Origin of the sequence: Rhizobium freirei PRF 81, from assembly GCF_000359745.1 — a bacterium.
Lineage (GTDB): Bacteria > Pseudomonadota > Alphaproteobacteria > Rhizobiales > Rhizobiaceae > Rhizobium > Rhizobium freirei.
This window is the reverse complement of sequence record NZ_AQHN01000036.1, coordinates 1-16,129: the sequence shown is the minus strand read 5'-3', so window position 1 is coordinate 16,129 and position 16,129 is coordinate 1. Positions and strand designations below refer to the sequence as shown.

The 16,129-nt window shown below is 56.8% G+C and carries 13 protein-coding genes and 2 pseudogenes; 10 read left to right on the top strand and 5 right to left on the bottom strand.

Going from position 1 to position 16,129, the window contains the following annotated elements; genetic code table 11:
• Positions 1-89 precede the first annotated feature (89 nt).
• Positions 90-1,979, bottom strand: a complete 1,890-nt coding sequence (locus tag RHSP_RS08475; protein ID WP_037150543.1) for a hypothetical protein — start codon at positions 1,977-1,979, stop codon at positions 90-92.
• Between the two features lie 238 nt (positions 1,980-2,217).
• On the opposite strand from RHSP_RS08475, the gene RHSP_RS08470 reads away from it, so the two are divergent.
• The 5 genes and pseudogenes from RHSP_RS08470 (at position 2,218) to RHSP_RS08455 (ending at position 5,595) form a co-directional block, all read left to right on the top strand.
• Positions 2,218-3,351 (top strand): helix-turn-helix transcriptional regulator, encoded by a 1,134-nt coding sequence (locus RHSP_RS08470; protein WP_157385323.1) that lies wholly within the window; start codon positions 2,218-2,220, stop codon positions 3,349-3,351.
• Positions 3,352-3,524: 173 nt separating this feature from the next.
• Positions 3,525-3,947 carry a hypothetical protein gene (locus tag RHSP_RS08465; RefSeq protein WP_004113626.1) on the top strand — a complete coding sequence of 141 codons (423 nt, stop codon included), beginning with the start codon at positions 3,525-3,527 and terminating at the stop codon, positions 3,945-3,947.
• A gap of 306 nt (positions 3,948-4,253) precedes the next feature.
• Positions 4,254-4,562: a type II toxin-antitoxin system RelB/DinJ family antitoxin gene (locus RHSP_RS08460; RefSeq protein ID WP_004113624.1), complete on the top strand. Its 309-nt coding sequence runs from the start codon at positions 4,254-4,256 to the stop codon at positions 4,560-4,562.
• A pseudogene (locus RHSP_RS33510) lies at positions 4,559-4,851 on the top strand (type II toxin-antitoxin system RelE/ParE family toxin). The gene RHSP_RS08460 and the pseudogene RHSP_RS33510 overlap by 4 nt, the downstream one beginning before the upstream one ends.
• 372 nt (positions 4,852-5,223) lie before the next feature.
• Positions 5,224-5,595 (top strand): COG4315 family predicted lipoprotein, encoded by a 372-nt coding sequence (locus tag RHSP_RS08455; protein ID WP_004113622.1) that lies wholly within the window; start codon positions 5,224-5,226, stop codon positions 5,593-5,595.
• Between the two features lie 266 nt (positions 5,596-5,861).
• Here the strand turns inward: RHSP_RS08455 and RHSP_RS08450 are convergent, their stop codons facing one another.
• Entirely contained in the window at positions 5,862-7,871 is a 2,010-nt protein-coding gene (locus RHSP_RS08450; protein ID WP_004113619.1) for an ABC transporter ATP-binding protein/permease, read from the bottom strand.
• A gap of 420 nt (positions 7,872-8,291) precedes the next feature.
• Between RHSP_RS08450 and RHSP_RS35530 the strand changes: the two are divergent.
• The 5 genes and pseudogenes from RHSP_RS35530 to RHSP_RS08430 all read left to right on the top strand — a co-directional run.
• Positions 8,292-8,456 (top strand): annotated as a pseudogene (locus RHSP_RS35530) (alpha/beta hydrolase); the annotation flags it as partial.
• A gap of 268 nt (positions 8,457-8,724) precedes the next feature.
• Positions 8,725-8,922, top strand: coding sequence for a hypothetical protein (locus RHSP_RS34570; protein WP_157385322.1), 198 nt, complete (start codon positions 8,725-8,727; stop codon positions 8,920-8,922).
• A gap of 154 nt (positions 8,923-9,076) precedes the next feature.
• Positions 9,077-9,322, top strand: coding sequence for a hypothetical protein (locus RHSP_RS08440; protein ID WP_037150538.1), 246 nt, complete (start codon positions 9,077-9,079; stop codon positions 9,320-9,322).
• Between the two features lie 1,360 nt (positions 9,323-10,682).
• Positions 10,683-10,919: a hypothetical protein gene (locus RHSP_RS08435; RefSeq protein WP_004113616.1), complete on the top strand. Its 237-nt coding sequence runs from the start codon at positions 10,683-10,685 to the stop codon at positions 10,917-10,919.
• A gap of 87 nt (positions 10,920-11,006) precedes the next feature.
• Complete coding sequence (locus RHSP_RS08430; RefSeq protein ID WP_004113614.1) at positions 11,007-11,462, top strand: VOC family protein; 456 nt, start codon at positions 11,007-11,009, stop codon at positions 11,460-11,462.
• A 365-nt stretch (positions 11,463-11,827) separates the two neighbouring features.
• Here the strand turns inward: RHSP_RS08430 and RHSP_RS08425 are convergent, their stop codons facing one another.
• From RHSP_RS08425 to RHSP_RS08415, 3 genes are read right to left on the bottom strand one after another with little or no spacing between them, the layout of a single operon-like run.
• Positions 11,828-12,874 (bottom strand): glutathione synthase, encoded by a 1,047-nt coding sequence (locus RHSP_RS08425; RefSeq protein ID WP_004113612.1) that lies wholly within the window; start codon positions 12,872-12,874, stop codon positions 11,828-11,830.
• Positions 12,875-14,770 (bottom strand): flavohemoglobin expression-modulating QEGLA motif protein, encoded by a 1,896-nt coding sequence (locus RHSP_RS08420; protein ID WP_004113610.1) that lies wholly within the window; start codon positions 14,768-14,770, stop codon positions 12,875-12,877.
• On the bottom strand, positions 14,767-15,585 hold the full coding sequence (locus tag RHSP_RS08415) for an N-formylglutamate amidohydrolase (protein ID WP_037150534.1): 819 nt from the start codon (positions 15,583-15,585) through the stop codon (positions 14,767-14,769). Before RHSP_RS08415 ends, RHSP_RS08420 begins: the two co-directional genes overlap by 4 nt.
• Positions 15,586-16,129: the final 544 nt, after the last annotated feature.

The window sequence follows — 16,129 nt, the reverse complement described above, 5'->3', positions numbered from 1 at the left end:
TCCCTCAATGGCTTGCTCTTCCGGCGCATTTATGGCCCTGGGCGGTTCAAGACACTTAAGCGGTATGTTGCAGGAATTGCCACTGCATCCTATACCGAGACACCGCCCGCGATCACGTGCTCAGGCCCTGCCCACGAGCCGGTTCGGCTGCTGAAGCGCCACAGATCATGCGTTTCCGGCTGCCCGAAAACTTGCGAGCGCACCAAGGCTGCGAAGTCAGCGTGAATGCCATCGCCCTTGCTGTTTCGCATCGCGATGAAGCTCACGTGGCGAACGAACCGGTCGCGGCCATAACCGAATTCGCGCACGAGAGCCCAGCTCGGTGGGTTGGCGTCATTGTTGCGCGCATAGTGATGTATTCGCGAGCCGATCGGTACAAGGAGCTCGAAGTTGCCAGCTTGCCCCCGGTCGCTCTGTAACAGGGCGGGATCTGCGGTGGCGCCAATAACGGGCTTGGTGCCTTCGGTGATATTGATCGGTCCTATCCACGCCATCCTGGCTGAATCGAACCACCAGTGGTCGAGACGGCTTGGTGTGCCATCACCGTCCGACACGCGCAGGACGGCCTCGAAGTTGCCGTGCAAGCCGTCGCTGCGATATCGGCTTTGTATGAATGTTGCGCCGGCCACCGTATCCGGCGCGGCATATCCGAATTCGTGCTGGAAGTGCCAAGGTGCCGCGCCATTGTCGTTATCGCGGGCGTAGTGCCGGACACGGCTGCCGTTTGGAACGAGCAGTTCAAAATTGCCGGCAACGCCCCAATTGCTTTGCAGCATGACCGGATCGCCCCCCAAGGCCAAGACGGTCTCGCCCTCGGCGGTGATCACCGGCTCAGGCCCGTGCCAGGTGCCTGAGCCGCTGTCCATCCACCAATGATCCACATGGGGCTCGACGACTCCGTTCACCGGCCTCGCCGACAGAACGACTTCGAAATTGCCATGCAAGCCGTCGCCGAGATACTGGCTCTGGATCATGCTGGGGTGTCCCACCATCATAGGTAGACCGTGAAATTGCGACGGCGATGCGGCGTAGCCGAAGGTGTGTACTTGAACCCACGGGGAACTCGGTTCGTCGTTGTTCTTCGCGAAGTGGCGCACTGCGGCGCCCGATGGTACCAATAATTCGAAGTTGCCCGTCGCGCCCCAACTGCTTTGCACCAGGTCGCCGCCGCAATGGGCAGGCATGCCGATGGGCGTGTGATTGCAAAAGACGGAAAACGCCACGACCGATTCGGCTTCATGACCGCACTGACTGCTGTGCGTTGGAGCGTCAGTCAGCGGGTCCGTGACCAACTCGAATTCCGACGCCGCGGGTATTGGTACCTGTCGCGCCTTGTTTGGCCGGCTGAAATCGAGCGCTGCGAGCTGTGATCCAGTGAAGGTCGAGCTACCTGCGAACACGGTCCCGTTGCACAGAGCCGGGTCGGGTACCCCAAGTAAGGTCTCCACCGGACTCGTGATCAGCTTGATGACGAATTTGGCTTCGTCTGGAAGTACGGGAAGCTTATCGGTGTAGTCACTGATGTTTTTCAGAAGATCAGCGACACCGACAACGAATCCCACTCCACCCGTGGCTTCACCGAACAGCCAATAGTAGAATCCGTCGAATAACTTCTCGGTGAGTTGATCGACGTCTTTCTCTGACTGGCTAAGGAAGCCGTCGCCCAGATTGGTCGCTGTATAGCACACCGTGATCGTGTCCGTCGCGACGACATCCAGAGGGCCAATGATCCAGCCGTCGTTGATGAGACCTGCCTTCGTGGCCGGTCCCATTGGGTTTGGGCCGAGCAATGCGCCGCCTGGATTAGGGAATTCGAACACAGTGCCGGAACTGCTTATGTCGACCATGCCACCCTGGCCTACGACCGATCCGTTCTTGAATACCTGGAACGTGATCGCATCTGTGTCGTGATCGCCCGTCTTGCTGCGTTGGAAATTGCAGCGAATCTGATTGAGCCGAATCCAGAATTGAAATGCCATGACGATGCTCCATGATTGACCCCTAGGCGAGCTGCACCTGCAGCAGGAAGATGAGTAGCGCCGGGCGATTACTCCAACTATATTCCAAGTCGCACGGCACTCGCATGCGACGTTCGTCGTAGGCCTCACGTGGCTGTCTGCCACGGTGGTTTGGCGACATTCGCGTGAGAATGCGCTGTATCCCGTGCTTGCGGTTGGAAATGCCATCTGGATCTTGGAACAAGGCGGGGGCAGATTGATGCCTGGTGATGCACTTTCCGGTGAAGAACGGGTGCTGGATCTCACCACCGCAATCTACGATGCAGCTCTCGACGCCGCGCGCTGGCCGGACGTCCTCAACCGGATAGGTGATGCCGTTGGGGGGCCGGAGGTGACCTTTGGCGTATATGATCCGGCGATCGGGCTCTCGAACCTGCTCGCGCCGCGAATAGATCCAGTGCTCATCGGCAGCCTGCTCGACTGGGCGCCACGCAATCCGCTGCTGCCGCTTGGCATCGGTCAGGCACCGGGTAAGGTCTTCACCGTCGGCAGCTTCATCACGCGGGACCAATTCACAGACACCGATTTTTATCAGGAGTGGTGGCTTCCGGCCGGCTATGACAGTGAGCCGCTCACCACCAATCTGCTTGTCGATGCTGATGCAACGGGAATTTTCACGTGCTACGGATCGTTGAGGCGGTCGCCATTTGACGCCGATCAGAAGCGTCTCTTCGCGGCGCTTGCGCAACACCTCGTCCGGGCGGTGGCGTTGCAACGACGCCTCTATCATCTATCCTTCGCCAGCGAGAGTGCGCTCGATGGGTTTGACAGAATTCAACAGGGCTTTTTCCTCGTCGACGGGCAGGCAAAGCCTCTGTTCGTCAATCGCATCGCCGAGCTCCTCCTCGACGCTGGTGATGGGTTGCGGCTCGAGGCGGGCATGCTGTCGGCGTGCGACGCCGATAGCGGCCGGAGGTTGCAGAGACTGGTTTCATCTTGTGTGGAACCTGCCAGCATCGGAGCAGGCGGCAGCTTGACGTTGCGACGGAAGACCGGTCGCTCGCCGTTAGAGGTGCTCGTAGCCCCGGCGCCGCTGGAGGCGGCCATGGCCGCGCTGCCCTGGAGCGTTTCGCATCGCCCCGGCGCGATCGTGCTCATAACCGATCCTGAGACGGAAACCCGGGCGCGGCTCGACAGTTTGCGACAACGCTTCGGCTTGACGCCGGCGGAGGCCGCGTTCGCCTTGGAGATCGCCAAAGGTGACGGCCGTCAGGCTGCCGCGGACCGGCTCGGCATCACCGTCGGAACGGCACGAACGCACCTGTCGAACATCTTCGACAAGATCGGGGTGAAGCGACAAGCAGAACTAGTACGCGTGCTCTTGCAGAAGTGAAGCGCGATATTGCGGTTTGCTTTTTCACGTTCTTCTCGCCTCTCGCCACGAGGATCGGCACGGCGCCTAGCTCGACCGCGCGGATCCTGTCTTCGTATGAATACATGAACTATCTCCTCGGTAGTCCAAGTTTTCGTCCGCACCCCTAACTTCTAATCATGGAGAGTATCACCATGCATGTCCTCGCAAATGAAGGTCTGCGCGATAACGCATATCTCGACCGATCGACACGGCAGGCACTCTTGCTCGCACCCGAGCTTACCACGTTAAAGGGCACTCGCGGCGCTGTTCTGGCGCGCCTCGGTCGTCATGAGGAGGCGCTGGCGATGCTCGCTGAAGCCGACGACAGCAATGATGCATTCCGCTGTTTCAACGCTGCGTTCCGAGCGCTTGCGCATTTCCACGCGGGCCGGAAAGATCAGGCGACCGCGGAGCTTGAGATTGCTACCGCAATCTTGCAATCGCAGGACTGGACAAACTCAATCGGCGGCCGAATTGTAGATGGCGTTATCGCAGAAATCAGCCGTACGTTGATTGAGCCAAGGAAAAATGCGGGCCAGCCAGCAACAGTCACGCGTGCCTCAGCTGTTATCTAAATGCTCGTATTTGTTACGCGCACGCGTCAAATAACCTCAATTACCCGCTCCGTGGATTCTAAGCGTCTGCTTTCAAAACACGGCAATCAAAAGCCTGCATACCGCTTGCGATCCAAAATCGGTCATTTCATTGAGGTCAAGCTGATGTATGCTATTGTAAATTGAGGTGGAAGACCTTTTGCAATAGCAGGGTCGCCGGTTCAGATCCCATCAAGAGCAAGTTAGGGGACTTTTGTGAAGGCCTGAAACTCGCTATGGATTTTGTCATTCAACTGCATTACAGTGGTGTCGAACCTGGAGATAGCCATGGCTGCAAATGCACTTGTCCAAACACGTATTGATGCTGAAGTTCGGGATCGTGCTTCCGCTGTCCTTGAGAGCATGGGCCTAACGGTATCGGACGCGGTGCGCATCTTACTCACCCGGACGGCTAATGAAGGTGCGCTGCCGCTTGAACTTTTTTCGGGCAGCGAGGTTCATGACGCCTGGTTTCGCGCGAAGGTGCTCGAAGCGCTGAACGACACTCGACCCGACATTTCGGATGATGAAGTCGAAGCACACTTCGCCGAGCGCCGAGCGACAGCGCGCCTCAAGGCGGGTGCCCTCAAATCGTGAAGCTTACATGGTCTGTGTTCGCGCTATCGGATCGCGACGCCATATTCACCTATATCGAAGCGGATAATCCTTCAGCCGCTGTCATGGTTGACGAACGGATCATACCGCCACTCGCCGCCTGATCGACTTTCCCGCAAGCGGTCGCGTTGGAAGAATTGCAGGAACGCGCGAACTGGTGATCAATGGAACGCCGCATATCGCGGCATACGCTGTTACCGAAACAGCAGTTCGTGTCCTTCGCGTCCTTCATGGCTCGCAAGAATGGCCAGAGACTTTGCCCAGTAGCTAAGTTTCTAGCTTGACGCGCGGACCCCAGGCCCTCCGAGATAATGGCCTGCTTCACCCCAAGCTATGGTTGGTGATCTCAATGAGATCGCGGCGGATCTGTGTTGGGTGGCTATTGCTGCTAGTTGTCAGTGAAACCCATAGCTTGATGCTCGCAAGCAACGGATCGGCGGTTCGAGTTGGTTCAAGAGCAAGTCCGATGCTCGTTGTGGCACGGACCTTTCATGCAATGTCATCGCTTTACGGATAGAACTGCGGTCGCCGTCGTGCCGCTTGTCCGGTCGTTCGATGGAACTAGGTTGATGGCCGGACGTTTATATAGGGCTATATCGGGCACTGCTGGCATTTCGTCAGCACCACCCAATGGGAGGAAAATATGAAAACGCTGCTGATCGCGATCGGCCTTGTGGCCGCAACAACTTTGCCGGCTCTGGCAGCCGAACCTGTCAAGATGGTCGACACTAAAATGGGCAAGGTCATGGCCACGGAAAAGGGCATGACCCTCTACACTTTCGACAAGGATGCTCAAGGGAAATCAAACTGCGACAAGGATTGCCTCAAGAAGTGGCCAGCTTTTCATGCTGTCGGCAAAGCCAAAGCAGAGGGGGAGTGGTCGTTGGTCAAGGATGCTGACGGCAAGCAGATGTGGGCTTATGGCGGCAAGCCGCTTTATACTTTTTCTGGAGATAAAAAGTCAGGCGATATGAACGGCGACGGCTTTGGCAATATGTGGCACGTGGCCAAGTAGGCGGATCGGTGCCGAGTTGCAGAGGGCGGTCTTCAGATATCGCCCTCTATTTCGAACTGCAAATTTCCGCACAAGCCGCCTTGCACACCTAACTCATTTAGATTCTTAAACCCGCTGAATTTCCAAATGGTTGTCGTAGATTTCAATGGGGCGAACCTTCGGAGCAGATTCACATCTGGCGAATGCTGTGGAGTCAGGGTTCGGTTCAGACAACCTGGTTTGCTGATGTATCCCACGATCCCGGACGACTGAGATTCAAGGTGACTTCAATTCCTGTTTTGGGGCTGCGCTGCCTTATTTGCGGTAGCATTGCCTTTCGGGAGAGGTGGCCGATTATGCAAAAGGCGCAAAAACAAGTTCCCTTTTTTCTCACGATGGACGAGATCAACGTCGCTGACGAGCTTTGCGCCACCCTCGCGGCGCTCCAAGGTAATCTTGCGGCTGTGGAAGGCTTCCAACTCGGCTCGGTGTGCGACACTGATAATGGTGACCTTCGGCAATTCACGGATTACCATCTCCATCATCTTGTCCTGGCTCTTTTCGTCGAGCGCTGAGGTTGCTTCGTCGAGCACGATGATGTCGGGATTGTGCAAGAGGAGACGTGCGAAGGCGAGGCGCTGCTTTTCGCCACCCGACAAGGTCTGATCCCAGGGCGCATCTTCCTCGATCTTGTCGTTCAGATAATCGAGGCCGACCTTCTCCATGACGGCCTTGATCTCATCTAGCGTCCAGTCGTCGGCTGCACGGGGATACGCGACGGCGCGGCGAAGCGTGCCCGAGGGTATGTAGGGCCGCTGTGGCAACATAAACAATCGGCTATTGGGATGGAAATTGACACTGCCGTGACCCCAGGGCCAGAGACCGGAAATCGCTCGTACCAGCGTGCTCTTGCCCGTACCGGATTCTCCGGCCACCAACACCCGTTCGCCTGGATCGATCTCGACCTCTGTTTCCTTGACCACGGCGGTGCCATCATCGAGAGTCACGGAGAGATTATTGAGGCATAACATCGCTTCGCCCCCAGTTTCTCCGTGCTCGATGTGCACGAGGGAGTCGCTCTTTTCCGCGCGCTCCAGCCCGTCGAGCGACATCATGAGCGAGGCGACGCGGTGCGCGGAGGCGTTCCAGTCGGCAAGGCGCGGATAGTTGTCCACCAGCCAGCCGAACGCACCCTGAACGATGGCAAAGGCAGAGGCGGCCTGCATCACCTGACCGAGCGTCATGCTACCTTCGAGAAATTTCGATGCGCAAAGCAGGACCGGCACGACAGGCGCAATCAACATGGAACCATGCGACATGAGAGTCGTGCGCATGTATTGATGCGCAAGCAGCGCCCACTGCGTTAGTACCTTGCCGAAGGTCCTTTCGAGGTCATTGCGCTCCTCCTCTTCGCCGCCGAGCAATGCGATACTCTCACCATTTTCGCGCACATGCGTCAGCGTATAGCGAAATTCAGCTTCCACCTGGTTCTTGACCTCGGAGACCTCGACGAAATGGCGGCCGATGACCGCCATCGAGCTGGAAGTGATCACTGCGTAGAGGACTGCGGTAACGACAAGAAACCCTGGAATTGTGATGACCGAACCTGCGATCCGGAGCGTCAGAGCTCCGCCAATTGTCCACAGCACCACGATGAAGGTTGAGGCTGAAGCGAATGCGGAAATGACGCCGGCGAGGAAATCGACTGGGGACTCTGTAGCAATCCGCAAATCCTCGGAGAGCCGCGCCTCGGGGTTCTTATGGCCTTCGCCGCCGATCAGATTCAGTTGATAGTAGCGGCCGTTTGCGAGCCAGCGAGCGATGAGTGCGGTCGTGAGCCAGGAACGCCATCGTCGTTGGATCATCATGCGAATATAGACTTGAGATGTAACAAGGGCGACACTCCCGAGCACGAGCGGCGGAAACACCGCACTCAGGAAATAGACGGTGTGGGCGTTGCGTTGCTCGATGGCGTCAAAAATTGCGCGATTCCAAATATTGATTCCATACTGGAAGCAGACATTGACGCCGATCAGGCTGAGGAGCCCGATCGTACAGGGCCAAGCGAAACCATCGCCGCGGCGACTCCAGTAACCGCGCGCGCTGATCCAGAAACGTTTAAGCAAATACCTTTTGCGTTCTCTCTCGGCTTCCTCGGGCGTCAATTCTGGGCCGGGTTCAATATTGTCTGGCGGCGCCTCGACCTCGACAGTCGATGCCTTTTCCTGGCGCGACCTTTCGGCGCCGTGGGGTTTGGTGCCGTCGACCGATTTCGAATTGGATTTAACGCCGGTCATAAGCACCACAACGGCTTAAAAATCAAAAAGTTTCACGAGGCGAGAGTGGGACAGGACATTGGAGCGTCGATCTAGATGTTTAGTCCCGCGAACTGCTTCCGCATCGACATGGCCTTCATGAGCGCCGACCAGCATTGTCTTTGTTGTCTTGAAAGTATGCGCGCGCTACTTCGAGGGCCATTTTCGCAGCATATATTTGGCCGCGGCCTCGATGGTGCCGATCGTCAAACGTCGGCCAGGGTCGCTTGTCGCGATCGTGACAGGTTTGCCCCGCTATTGCCGGCTCACGGATGCTGCCTCAAAAAATGAAATGAACAATCGGTAATATGTTCCAGCGTTAGCCCGCGCTGACAGAATTCTTGGAACAATTTGACTGGTGAAGCGTAGATCCGAGAATAACGGTTTTCGGAAGCGACTGACGTGTGCAGCGGAACGGCTCTAAACTATATCGACGCCGGACCAGACCTGCTTCGAGTCCGGCATGGTGGCGGCGGACCGCGATTACTATTGCTTCACGGACATCCTAGAAGCCATATGACCTGGGGACATGCGGCAGATTTGTTGTCAGGGGATTTTGCAGTCGTATATACGACATTGTTGACGTGGAATTCAAAATGCTCTGGACCGCGCCGGTTCACGTGGAGACTGCCGACCAGGGTGTCGACAATATTCAGGGGTCTTAAAACGCCATTCGTATCCTGTCGCGGCGGTGGCCTTGCGAAAGGCTCTTCATACGCTCACGCCAGGGAGAGATGCCGTGCAGTCGTGTCACATAGAATTCCCGTTCAAGCATCCCGAACCGACTTCGTCGTTGCGTGCTCGATGCCAGAATGGGTTTGCAAGAGGTGCTGCCATGAAGACAAGCAATGAGCATGAAATCTCCGAAAGCGACGCTTATGAACTGGGCAGAAAGGCCTTTGCGAAGGGAGCTTGCGCTGACAACAATCCGTTTCCAGAGGGAGATCCTCACCGAGACGAATGGGCGCATGGATTTATGGACGCGCAAAAAATCCCCAGCGACCAGCATAAACCCGGTCATCCGTTGGACTGATCGGCGTGATCGTCACTGTGGGTCAGAGCGTGATGGAAATCGACAATCGAAAGGTCGGTTGGGAGGCTATCGCGCAAAATGATCGCGCGACTGTTCTATGGGCTCAAGGAACCGTCCATCGCAAATAGCGTTTTGGTAATAGGAGGAAATCACCATGTGCCCGGAAAAGCTAACTACAGTACCGGTCTTCGCACCGGGGCTTGGGCTGCCCAACCCCATACAATATTACTCTTATCAATCGCCACGTCTTCCCGCTTCAGAGAGCGAGAAGGAGGCATATGAAAGGGGAGTCAAGGCTGGAAGGTGCGAAGCGGAAAACCGAAAGAACCCCTATCCTGACGACAGCGAACAGGCCAAGGCTTATGAGCACGGCTACCTTGATGGTCAGAAAATCCGATGAGCAGGCATACCTTCGCGACGGACGATTTTGTGCTCACTGTGTAGAAGCTGACGAGCGGGCACGAGCTTGGATCGCAATAGCAGGCTTGCGGCTGACCATCAGAATTGGGCGTACGATTGGTGTCAGTCGTAGTTTTATTGGTGCCGCCCCCCAATCTGCGAGCCGGCGGCGGCGTTGGCTTTGCAGCATTTGAACGCCAAAGCCGGGACGGTTGTTTCCGGATCTTCAGTTGCTTGTATGCCGAGATCAGACCGGAAAAGATTGTCGTGTCGCCGGATACAAGCTGGCCGATGGGAAGCTGGGATTTCCGTTCACCAAGGTCCATTCTGCTTTCCTTCAAAGACGTAGGTTGTCGTCAAAGCGGACGATACCAGTCGCGCATTTTCCTAACGAGTTGCCATCTGTCTAAGGTCGTTGCCTTGCCCTGAGGTGCACTTATCCGTATTCAGCTTTACGGCTCTGTTAGTGATGCTTGAAATATTGCACCTCTCGCTCATGCTTCTCAGCCGCCTCTCGAGTTTTGAAGGTCCCGAGATTCTTGCGCTTCTGCGTCTTTGGGTCAAGTTTGCGAGAGTAAAGGCGGTATTCACCTGATTTTAATTTCCGGATCATGTCAGTCTCTCCTTTGCTAGGGACATAATCCCAAGGAGCCGTTCCGGTTCCGAGCGAGCGGATAGTTCGGAGTTGTCCCGTTATCGATTGAAGGTCGTTGTCAGCCGCAGCGGTGTTAAGATCAGGCAACCGCGCCTGTCATGGCTTTCCGAAGCGCTATAGCACGGATGCGGTGAATGTGAGTGGCACGGACGGATCGGCGGTCGGCATGACGTCAGGCTTGGCTGCGCCGTGCGAGCTGAGCTTGTCGGTGATGATCCGACTGGGCGGTATGCCTTGCTTCTTAAACAGCCTGATGCGCAATCGTCTGGCAGCCTTAGGCGCTCCCCGAGTTGCATTGTCAACCAGACGCCTGAGGCGTATGATTTTTGTATCGTTGCTTGACTGACACGGGCGGCAACGCTTGAGAGACCTTATCCGCTCTCGCCCCGACTTGAAAGGGGCGAGCCATGATCGGACCCCCCAGAACCCCTACAGCGACACACGGACTCCTGCCGAGATTTGCGCAATCTTCGACGGGACTTGTGGGCATCGCGCCGTGCACGCCAGCGCGCGGTAAGCCGAACGGACGGGGCTGATGCCGCGCGCTCATGCCGACGATCTTCGTGACCGGCATAGCTTCTACGATCTCGCCGACATATATCCGTAGCAAGCATCATCAGCCATTTTGGTTTATGGCCCGCGGGCTGCGGACACGCGCGTCGCCGCGCTTCCCCGTGTGGTCGTCCCTTGGAGGAGGAACCCCGCAATGTCCGGAAAACACACGAATGCAAGTGACCAGCCGCTGACGTCAGTGGATCTCGACCTTTGTCAACGCGCTTTCGACAGCGCTCTCTTTGAGCTGAATATCGACAAGGAGAGCGAGGAAGCGGGCCGAGTGGCTGCGTTGATCATTAGGTTGTTCCAACAAGGCGTTTCTAACGAGCGCCATCTCACCGCGCTTGTCAGCGCATCACGCGGACGTCTCTATCACATGTCGTTGTAGGTATTGCGAAACGGCTCAAGCAACGCAGCTCTACACGACGAAGGCTCCGCGAGCACCAGCGAGGCAAGAAAGGAACTGGCAGGAACCATGACCCCGAAACCCCATATTGTAGGCATCAATCATGTTGCCCTCGAGGTCGCTGACATCGAGGGGGCGCTCCACTTCTACGGAAGCATCTTCAACTTCGAACTCAGAGGATGCGAGAAGGACAAAGACGGACGGCCAGTGATGGCTTTCATCGACATGGGCGACCAGTTCCTGGCTCTGAGCAAGGGCCGCCATCAGCCACCGGACAGGAGCCGTCACTTCGGTCTTGTGGTGGACGATAGGAGCACGGTCAGACGACTCGCGGTCGCAGCAGGCGCTACGCTGCTCGACGGGCCTTTCCTTGATTTCCTCGACCCCTGGGGAAACCGTATTGAGGTGGTCGAGTATCGGGATCTTCAGTTCAGCAAGACGGAGGGCGTTCTCCGGTCAATGGGTCTCCATCTCGACAAGACGGAAAAAGCGGTAGATGAGATCCGCCAGAAAGGCATGGCATGACCAAGTTCCAACGAGATCTGGCGAATGATGGCGAATATCGCTTCCGTTCCCGCTAAGACCATCGTCAGATTTTCGATCTTGGTCGTGTAGCCAGCGTCGATATGTTCAGCGATTGAAACAGAAAACTCGTCAGGATTACCGGGAGACTGACCGCCGCAGGCCTGCGCCCGAATTCGTTTACTCCCTATTTTTTGTCATGCAGATATATTACATCGATTGCGACGGTGATTTGCCATGGCCTCAAATTCTCATATTCAGAATTGAAAGGTCGCCCAGCATGTCCCAGCAAATTTTTCGCCCTCGCTGCGATCCTTTTCATCGCCTGCAACACTGTCACCAATGTGACTTTCTATCAGGTCGGCAGACTATAAAGTTGCCAGCACCCGGTTTGAAATCCGACCGGCATAGTTTTTCCTCATCTCCACTTTCTGTTCCAGCGCGATGATGACATCGAGCGCCAGGTCGACGCCGTGGAGTTCGGCAATATTGGGCAGGCCGCCGGGTGTGAAGACATTGATCTCGAGAATTTTGTCGCCGACGATGTCGAGACCGACGAGGAACATGCCATCCTCGACAAGTTTGGGCCGCACCATTTCGGCGACCGCCAACATCTTTGGGGTTATTTCCGCGGCGGCGGCGATACCTGCCGCATGCACGTTGGAACGGACATCGCCCTTTGCCGGTACGCGGCGGAAGGCGGCATATACGCCGTCACGTTGCAGCGGCCGGCCATTCATCAGGAACAGGCGGGTATCGCCAGCCATCGCTTCGGGAAGATAGGCCTGTGCAATCAGATATCCTTCGCCGCTCACCGCTTCGAAGATCTGATTGAGGTTGCTCTCCTTGCTAGAGGCGATCTTGAAAACATTCTTGCCGCCTGATCCCTGCAGCGGCTTCAGGATCGCACCCTGTTTCTGCTCATCGACGAAAGCGCGGATTTCCTCGATACTTTTCGATATCAGGGTGGTCGGTCGCACTGCCTCGGGAAAACCCTGAAAATACAGTTTGTTCTGAGCGCGTGCCAAACCGTCCGGATCGTTGACGGTGAGCACGCCACGCTCTGCAGCAAGCCTTCCGAAAATCGCGCCAGCATGCGCCGCCCACGGCCGTTCATCGGCATCTTCAGATGGGTCGTTGCGTAAAAAGAGCACGTCGATCTCGCCGATGGCGATAGTCTGGATTTTCGACTGTTCGCCCTGCAATGCACTGATGAAGGTATCAGCTTTTTTAGGTCTTCCATTCTTAAGGGTGGTGGTCCGGATCATAAGGCTGTCGTCCGGGCGAAGCACGAAGTCACCTGGCGTCAAGTAACAAATGTCGTGGCCGCGGGCCATAGCGGCAAGCGCAAATGCGGTCGTCGTGTAATACTCGGTTTCGCCTTCGATGGAGTTCACAAAAAATGCTATCCGCATTTACGGCTCCTGTCGTTGGATCATGTCGAGAGGGCGCATGCCGCTTCTAGCCCGTTCCAGTCGCGCACGTCCCGCGTCCGTGTGAAGAAAGATAGGTTGGATCGCCGGCAGGCGGAGAAGTCCGCGCTCGGCGAGTTCCTGCATGACCGCGAAATGCGACGTCGCAATTTTGCCCATCCAGAACGGCTCCAGAGCGCCGCCGTTTTTGAGATGATCGAGCAAGGCGAGCAGACCGCGCAGATAAATCGCGTCCTTGGCGAGTCCACCGCCGCGATAGAGCCGCAGGACGACGTTGAAGGCCGCTGGTTCGGTGAAGTTGTTGTCGTCGACGAGCATGGAATAGGTTTCGGAAAATGTCGCGCCGTCGAGCATCGAGGCACACCCGACGACCCGGCCCGCAATCACTTTGAGCCGCTCCGGCGTCATGCCACCGGAGAGGTACTCAGCAAAAACGGCCAAGCCCTCCTGCATACCCTCGTATCCCGAAAGACCGGAGCGGAAGAGCCGAAGCCCTTGGGCCGAGCCGTTGAAATAGGTCAACAGATGGACGCCGATCTCATGCGACAGGAGGGGTTCGACGCGGCGTGTATCCATTAGCGTGCTACGAGCGATCAGCAAACGATGTCCGGATACCATCAGACCGGACGGCAGATCGTCGCGAAGCTCGACCGATGCCTTGAAGTCAGCCCCCTGCCGCTGATAGGCCGCAATCATTGCCTTGGCTCGCCGTTCCACTTGGAAACAATCGGCGATCTGATCTCCCACGCCTGCGTCGTCAGCGCCATTCGGCTCGCTCCCGGCCAAACCAGTCAGGATCGTCCTGGCCTCGCGTAGCAACGGTCGCTCGACCGGCTCATAGAGTGCACGGCCGAATTCAACAAATTTGGGATGGTGCCGCGACGACAGGAGCGACAGTTGCAGATCGAGCTCTTGCTGCTTTTCGCGATAGAGTTGATAGAGCACGGGGTCTTCGAGATGTTCGAAGGAGATCGAGAAAAGCCTCCGCTTGATCGCTTCCACCTGCAACTCAAGCGGACGGTAGAGAAAGGGCGGCTGTACTTGGCGGCCACTCGCCTTGAAGGCGTCAAACGCAGCTGCTGCATTGATGGGCGTAACCGCGAGAAGAAAGTCGAAGGTCGAGGCGACTTCATCAATGCTGCGGTCTACCCTGGCAACCGCGTCAATGAACGCCTTGCGTCCGAGCGCCCGGTGCGTCGTCAGCTTGAAGAGCTGACGCATTCCGATAAACGAGGCAAAAGCCTGCAAGCCGGCATCGAAGAACATGGCCACGAGTTGTTCGCGAAGTTCCGGATAAATTTCTTCGGAGCCGGGGCGGCGGTAGACCGGTGCGAACCTCACGGCAACGGCCGAGCAGCCGAGTTCGCGCGCGATCTGTTTGTCGTCGCTCAAGGGAGCCGCCTCCGTCTTCTCCACTTGCGGTGTTCGGAACCGTACTTCGCTGTCGCTAACAGCCGCCGAGAATGCGTCAGCTGCTGCAGTCGCATCAGCGCTCGACCAGATTGACACCTCGAATGGTGGCAGGAACGGTGCGTCAACGGTCAAGAACCTGTCCTGCGACAGTTCACCAATGTCGAGTAGGATGAAAGCGCCAAAGCGCTCTTCCAGGGTATTTGCAACAGCATCGATCACCTTTATGGCCGGCGCCGCATGCGGCGCTGTCAGGTAGGAGGCATTGGCTTGGGCAACGTCTCTGGCCGTGGGCTCGGCGCCGTCCTCCGCAATATGGATGCATAGGAAGGGCAAGGGCCTGTCGATATGCAGACGACCGCCGCCAGGCAGATCGCGACGGACCGACTTACCTTCGCCGATACTGATCAGGATATCTTCGAGCCAATCCGATTTGTCTTGCCGGCCGAGTGCTCCATCCTTACTCATTGCCCAGACTCCAGTATATGCTCCAGCAGGGGAACGGTGGATGCGATGATACTGCGGAGCTTTTCGAGGACCTCGATATCCGGCTCGCCTGTCCATTCGTCCATGAAGAATTTCTTGAATTCGACTGCGATGGCGCAGCCGGTAAGAGGAAAATGCTCATGGATGAAGCGGGTCTGCTCGCCCTTTCCCTGGAAGGCGATATTTTCCCGTACGTCGAGCCGGCAGCCGTCAATCGCAAACGACCGCAAATGATTCGTGAGGGCATCTAGAACGTACGACCAGCGGGCACGATCAATGGAGGATGTGCCGATATTGATGTGCGGCGCTTTCGCCTGTGCCGTTGGCGCAGTCGTGGGTCCTGCTCGACGATGATTGTAGCTATGAATATCGAGAACCACGAACCGGCCATGCCAACGCTCGATACCCTTCAAAAAGGCCAGCAATACTTCGTAATAATCGTCATGGGTCCGAAGAGACCTCTCGGCGTCATCAGATGGAAGCCTGTCTTTCCAGACCTTCAATCCCCAGGCCTGTTCGGGCGTGAAGTAGATCGCTCCGTCGCGACCCCGGTTGATGTCGACTTCAAAACGGGATCGATGGAAAACGATCCGGTTCGGAACGTTGCTGGAGATGAACCCCGTAAATGGGTCCTCCTCGCGAAGGCGCTCATCGGATGAAAGCGCGTACAAGCCTTCCAGTTCCTTGCGAATGGCGTGCCCATCGTGGATCGCTGTCGCAACGATCGGTGAAACGCCGCGTTCGATTGTCCAAAGGGCGTCTGAATGCACCGGAGGAATGGTGGACGATTGAGGCATGTCTATTGTTGGCACCTATCTGTGAACGAAGAGCCGCGCGCAAGGCGAGCCGCTGAAACTTTGCTTCATGCTTAGTCTAAACGCATGCGAGCAATAAAAGTTACGCGAGCCTCGATTGTCTCTAGATACCGTGGAGTTTTGCGGGTGCCTTTCCAAGCCATAAGCGCGCGCATCAATGTTTCGCTATTGATGCGGCCCGTCTTTGCGGGGCGATGTAATCGAGGCATGGCAGTGGACGCAGCTTCCACAATATGGCTCTCGTTCCAGATTTCCTTGCCGAGCACTCGCCCGAGCTAGGAGCCGCCAGGTCCAGCCTCCTGGATCACCACCGGCGGATATAAAGCCTGCCCCTGCGCCGCTCGGCTTTCTGGCGAAGGGCGACAAGCATGAGGACAAGCCGGCGATGTCGCCTCCGGTGATCGTGTGGCGAGACCTTTTTTCGCTTCCTGGTGACAAAGCGGTTGGGGTCGCCATCAGAACGGCAAGTGCGTTGGTGTTCATGATTTCCTCGTTTCTTGCTGGTGATCGGATGGCGGCCCTTCTG

What these genes read in the sequence shown, in the direction of transcription:
- RHSP_RS08420 (WP_004113610.1), bottom strand. Translation starts at nt 14,770, where the DNA reads ATGAGTAAGGATGGAGCACTCGGCCGGCAAGACAAATCGGATTGGCTC.
- RHSP_RS08465 (WP_004113626.1), top strand. Translation starts at nt 3,525, where the DNA reads ATGCATGTCCTCGCAAATGAAGGTCTGCGCGATAACGCATATCTCGAC.
- RHSP_RS08425 (WP_004113612.1), bottom strand. Translation starts at nt 12,874, where the DNA reads ATGCGGATAGCATTTTTTGTGAACTCCATCGAAGGCGAAACCGAGTAT.
- RHSP_RS08430 (WP_004113614.1), top strand. Translation starts at nt 11,007, where the DNA reads ATGACCCCGAAACCCCATATTGTAGGCATCAATCATGTTGCCCTCGAG.
- RHSP_RS08475 (WP_037150543.1), bottom strand. Translation starts at nt 1,979, where the DNA reads ATGGCATTTCAATTCTGGATTCGGCTCAATCAGATTCGCTGCAATTTC.
- RHSP_RS08455 (WP_004113622.1), top strand. Translation starts at nt 5,224, where the DNA reads ATGAAAACGCTGCTGATCGCGATCGGCCTTGTGGCCGCAACAACTTTG.
- RHSP_RS08440 (WP_037150538.1), top strand. Translation starts at nt 9,077, where the DNA reads ATGTGCCCGGAAAAGCTAACTACAGTACCGGTCTTCGCACCGGGGCTT.
- RHSP_RS08450 (WP_004113619.1), bottom strand. Translation starts at nt 7,871, where the DNA reads ATGACCGGCGTTAAATCCAATTCGAAATCGGTCGACGGCACCAAACCC.
- RHSP_RS08415 (WP_037150534.1), bottom strand. Translation starts at nt 15,585, where the DNA reads ATGCCTCAATCGTCCACCATTCCTCCGGTGCATTCAGACGCCCTTTGG.
- RHSP_RS08435 (WP_004113616.1), top strand. Translation starts at nt 10,683, where the DNA reads ATGTCCGGAAAACACACGAATGCAAGTGACCAGCCGCTGACGTCAGTG.
- RHSP_RS08460 (WP_004113624.1), top strand. Translation starts at nt 4,254, where the DNA reads ATGGCTGCAAATGCACTTGTCCAAACACGTATTGATGCTGAAGTTCGG.
- RHSP_RS08470 (WP_157385323.1), top strand. Translation starts at nt 2,218, where the DNA reads ATGCCTGGTGATGCACTTTCCGGTGAAGAACGGGTGCTGGATCTCACC.
- RHSP_RS34570 (WP_157385322.1), top strand. Translation starts at nt 8,725, where the DNA reads ATGAAGACAAGCAATGAGCATGAAATCTCCGAAAGCGACGCTTATGAA.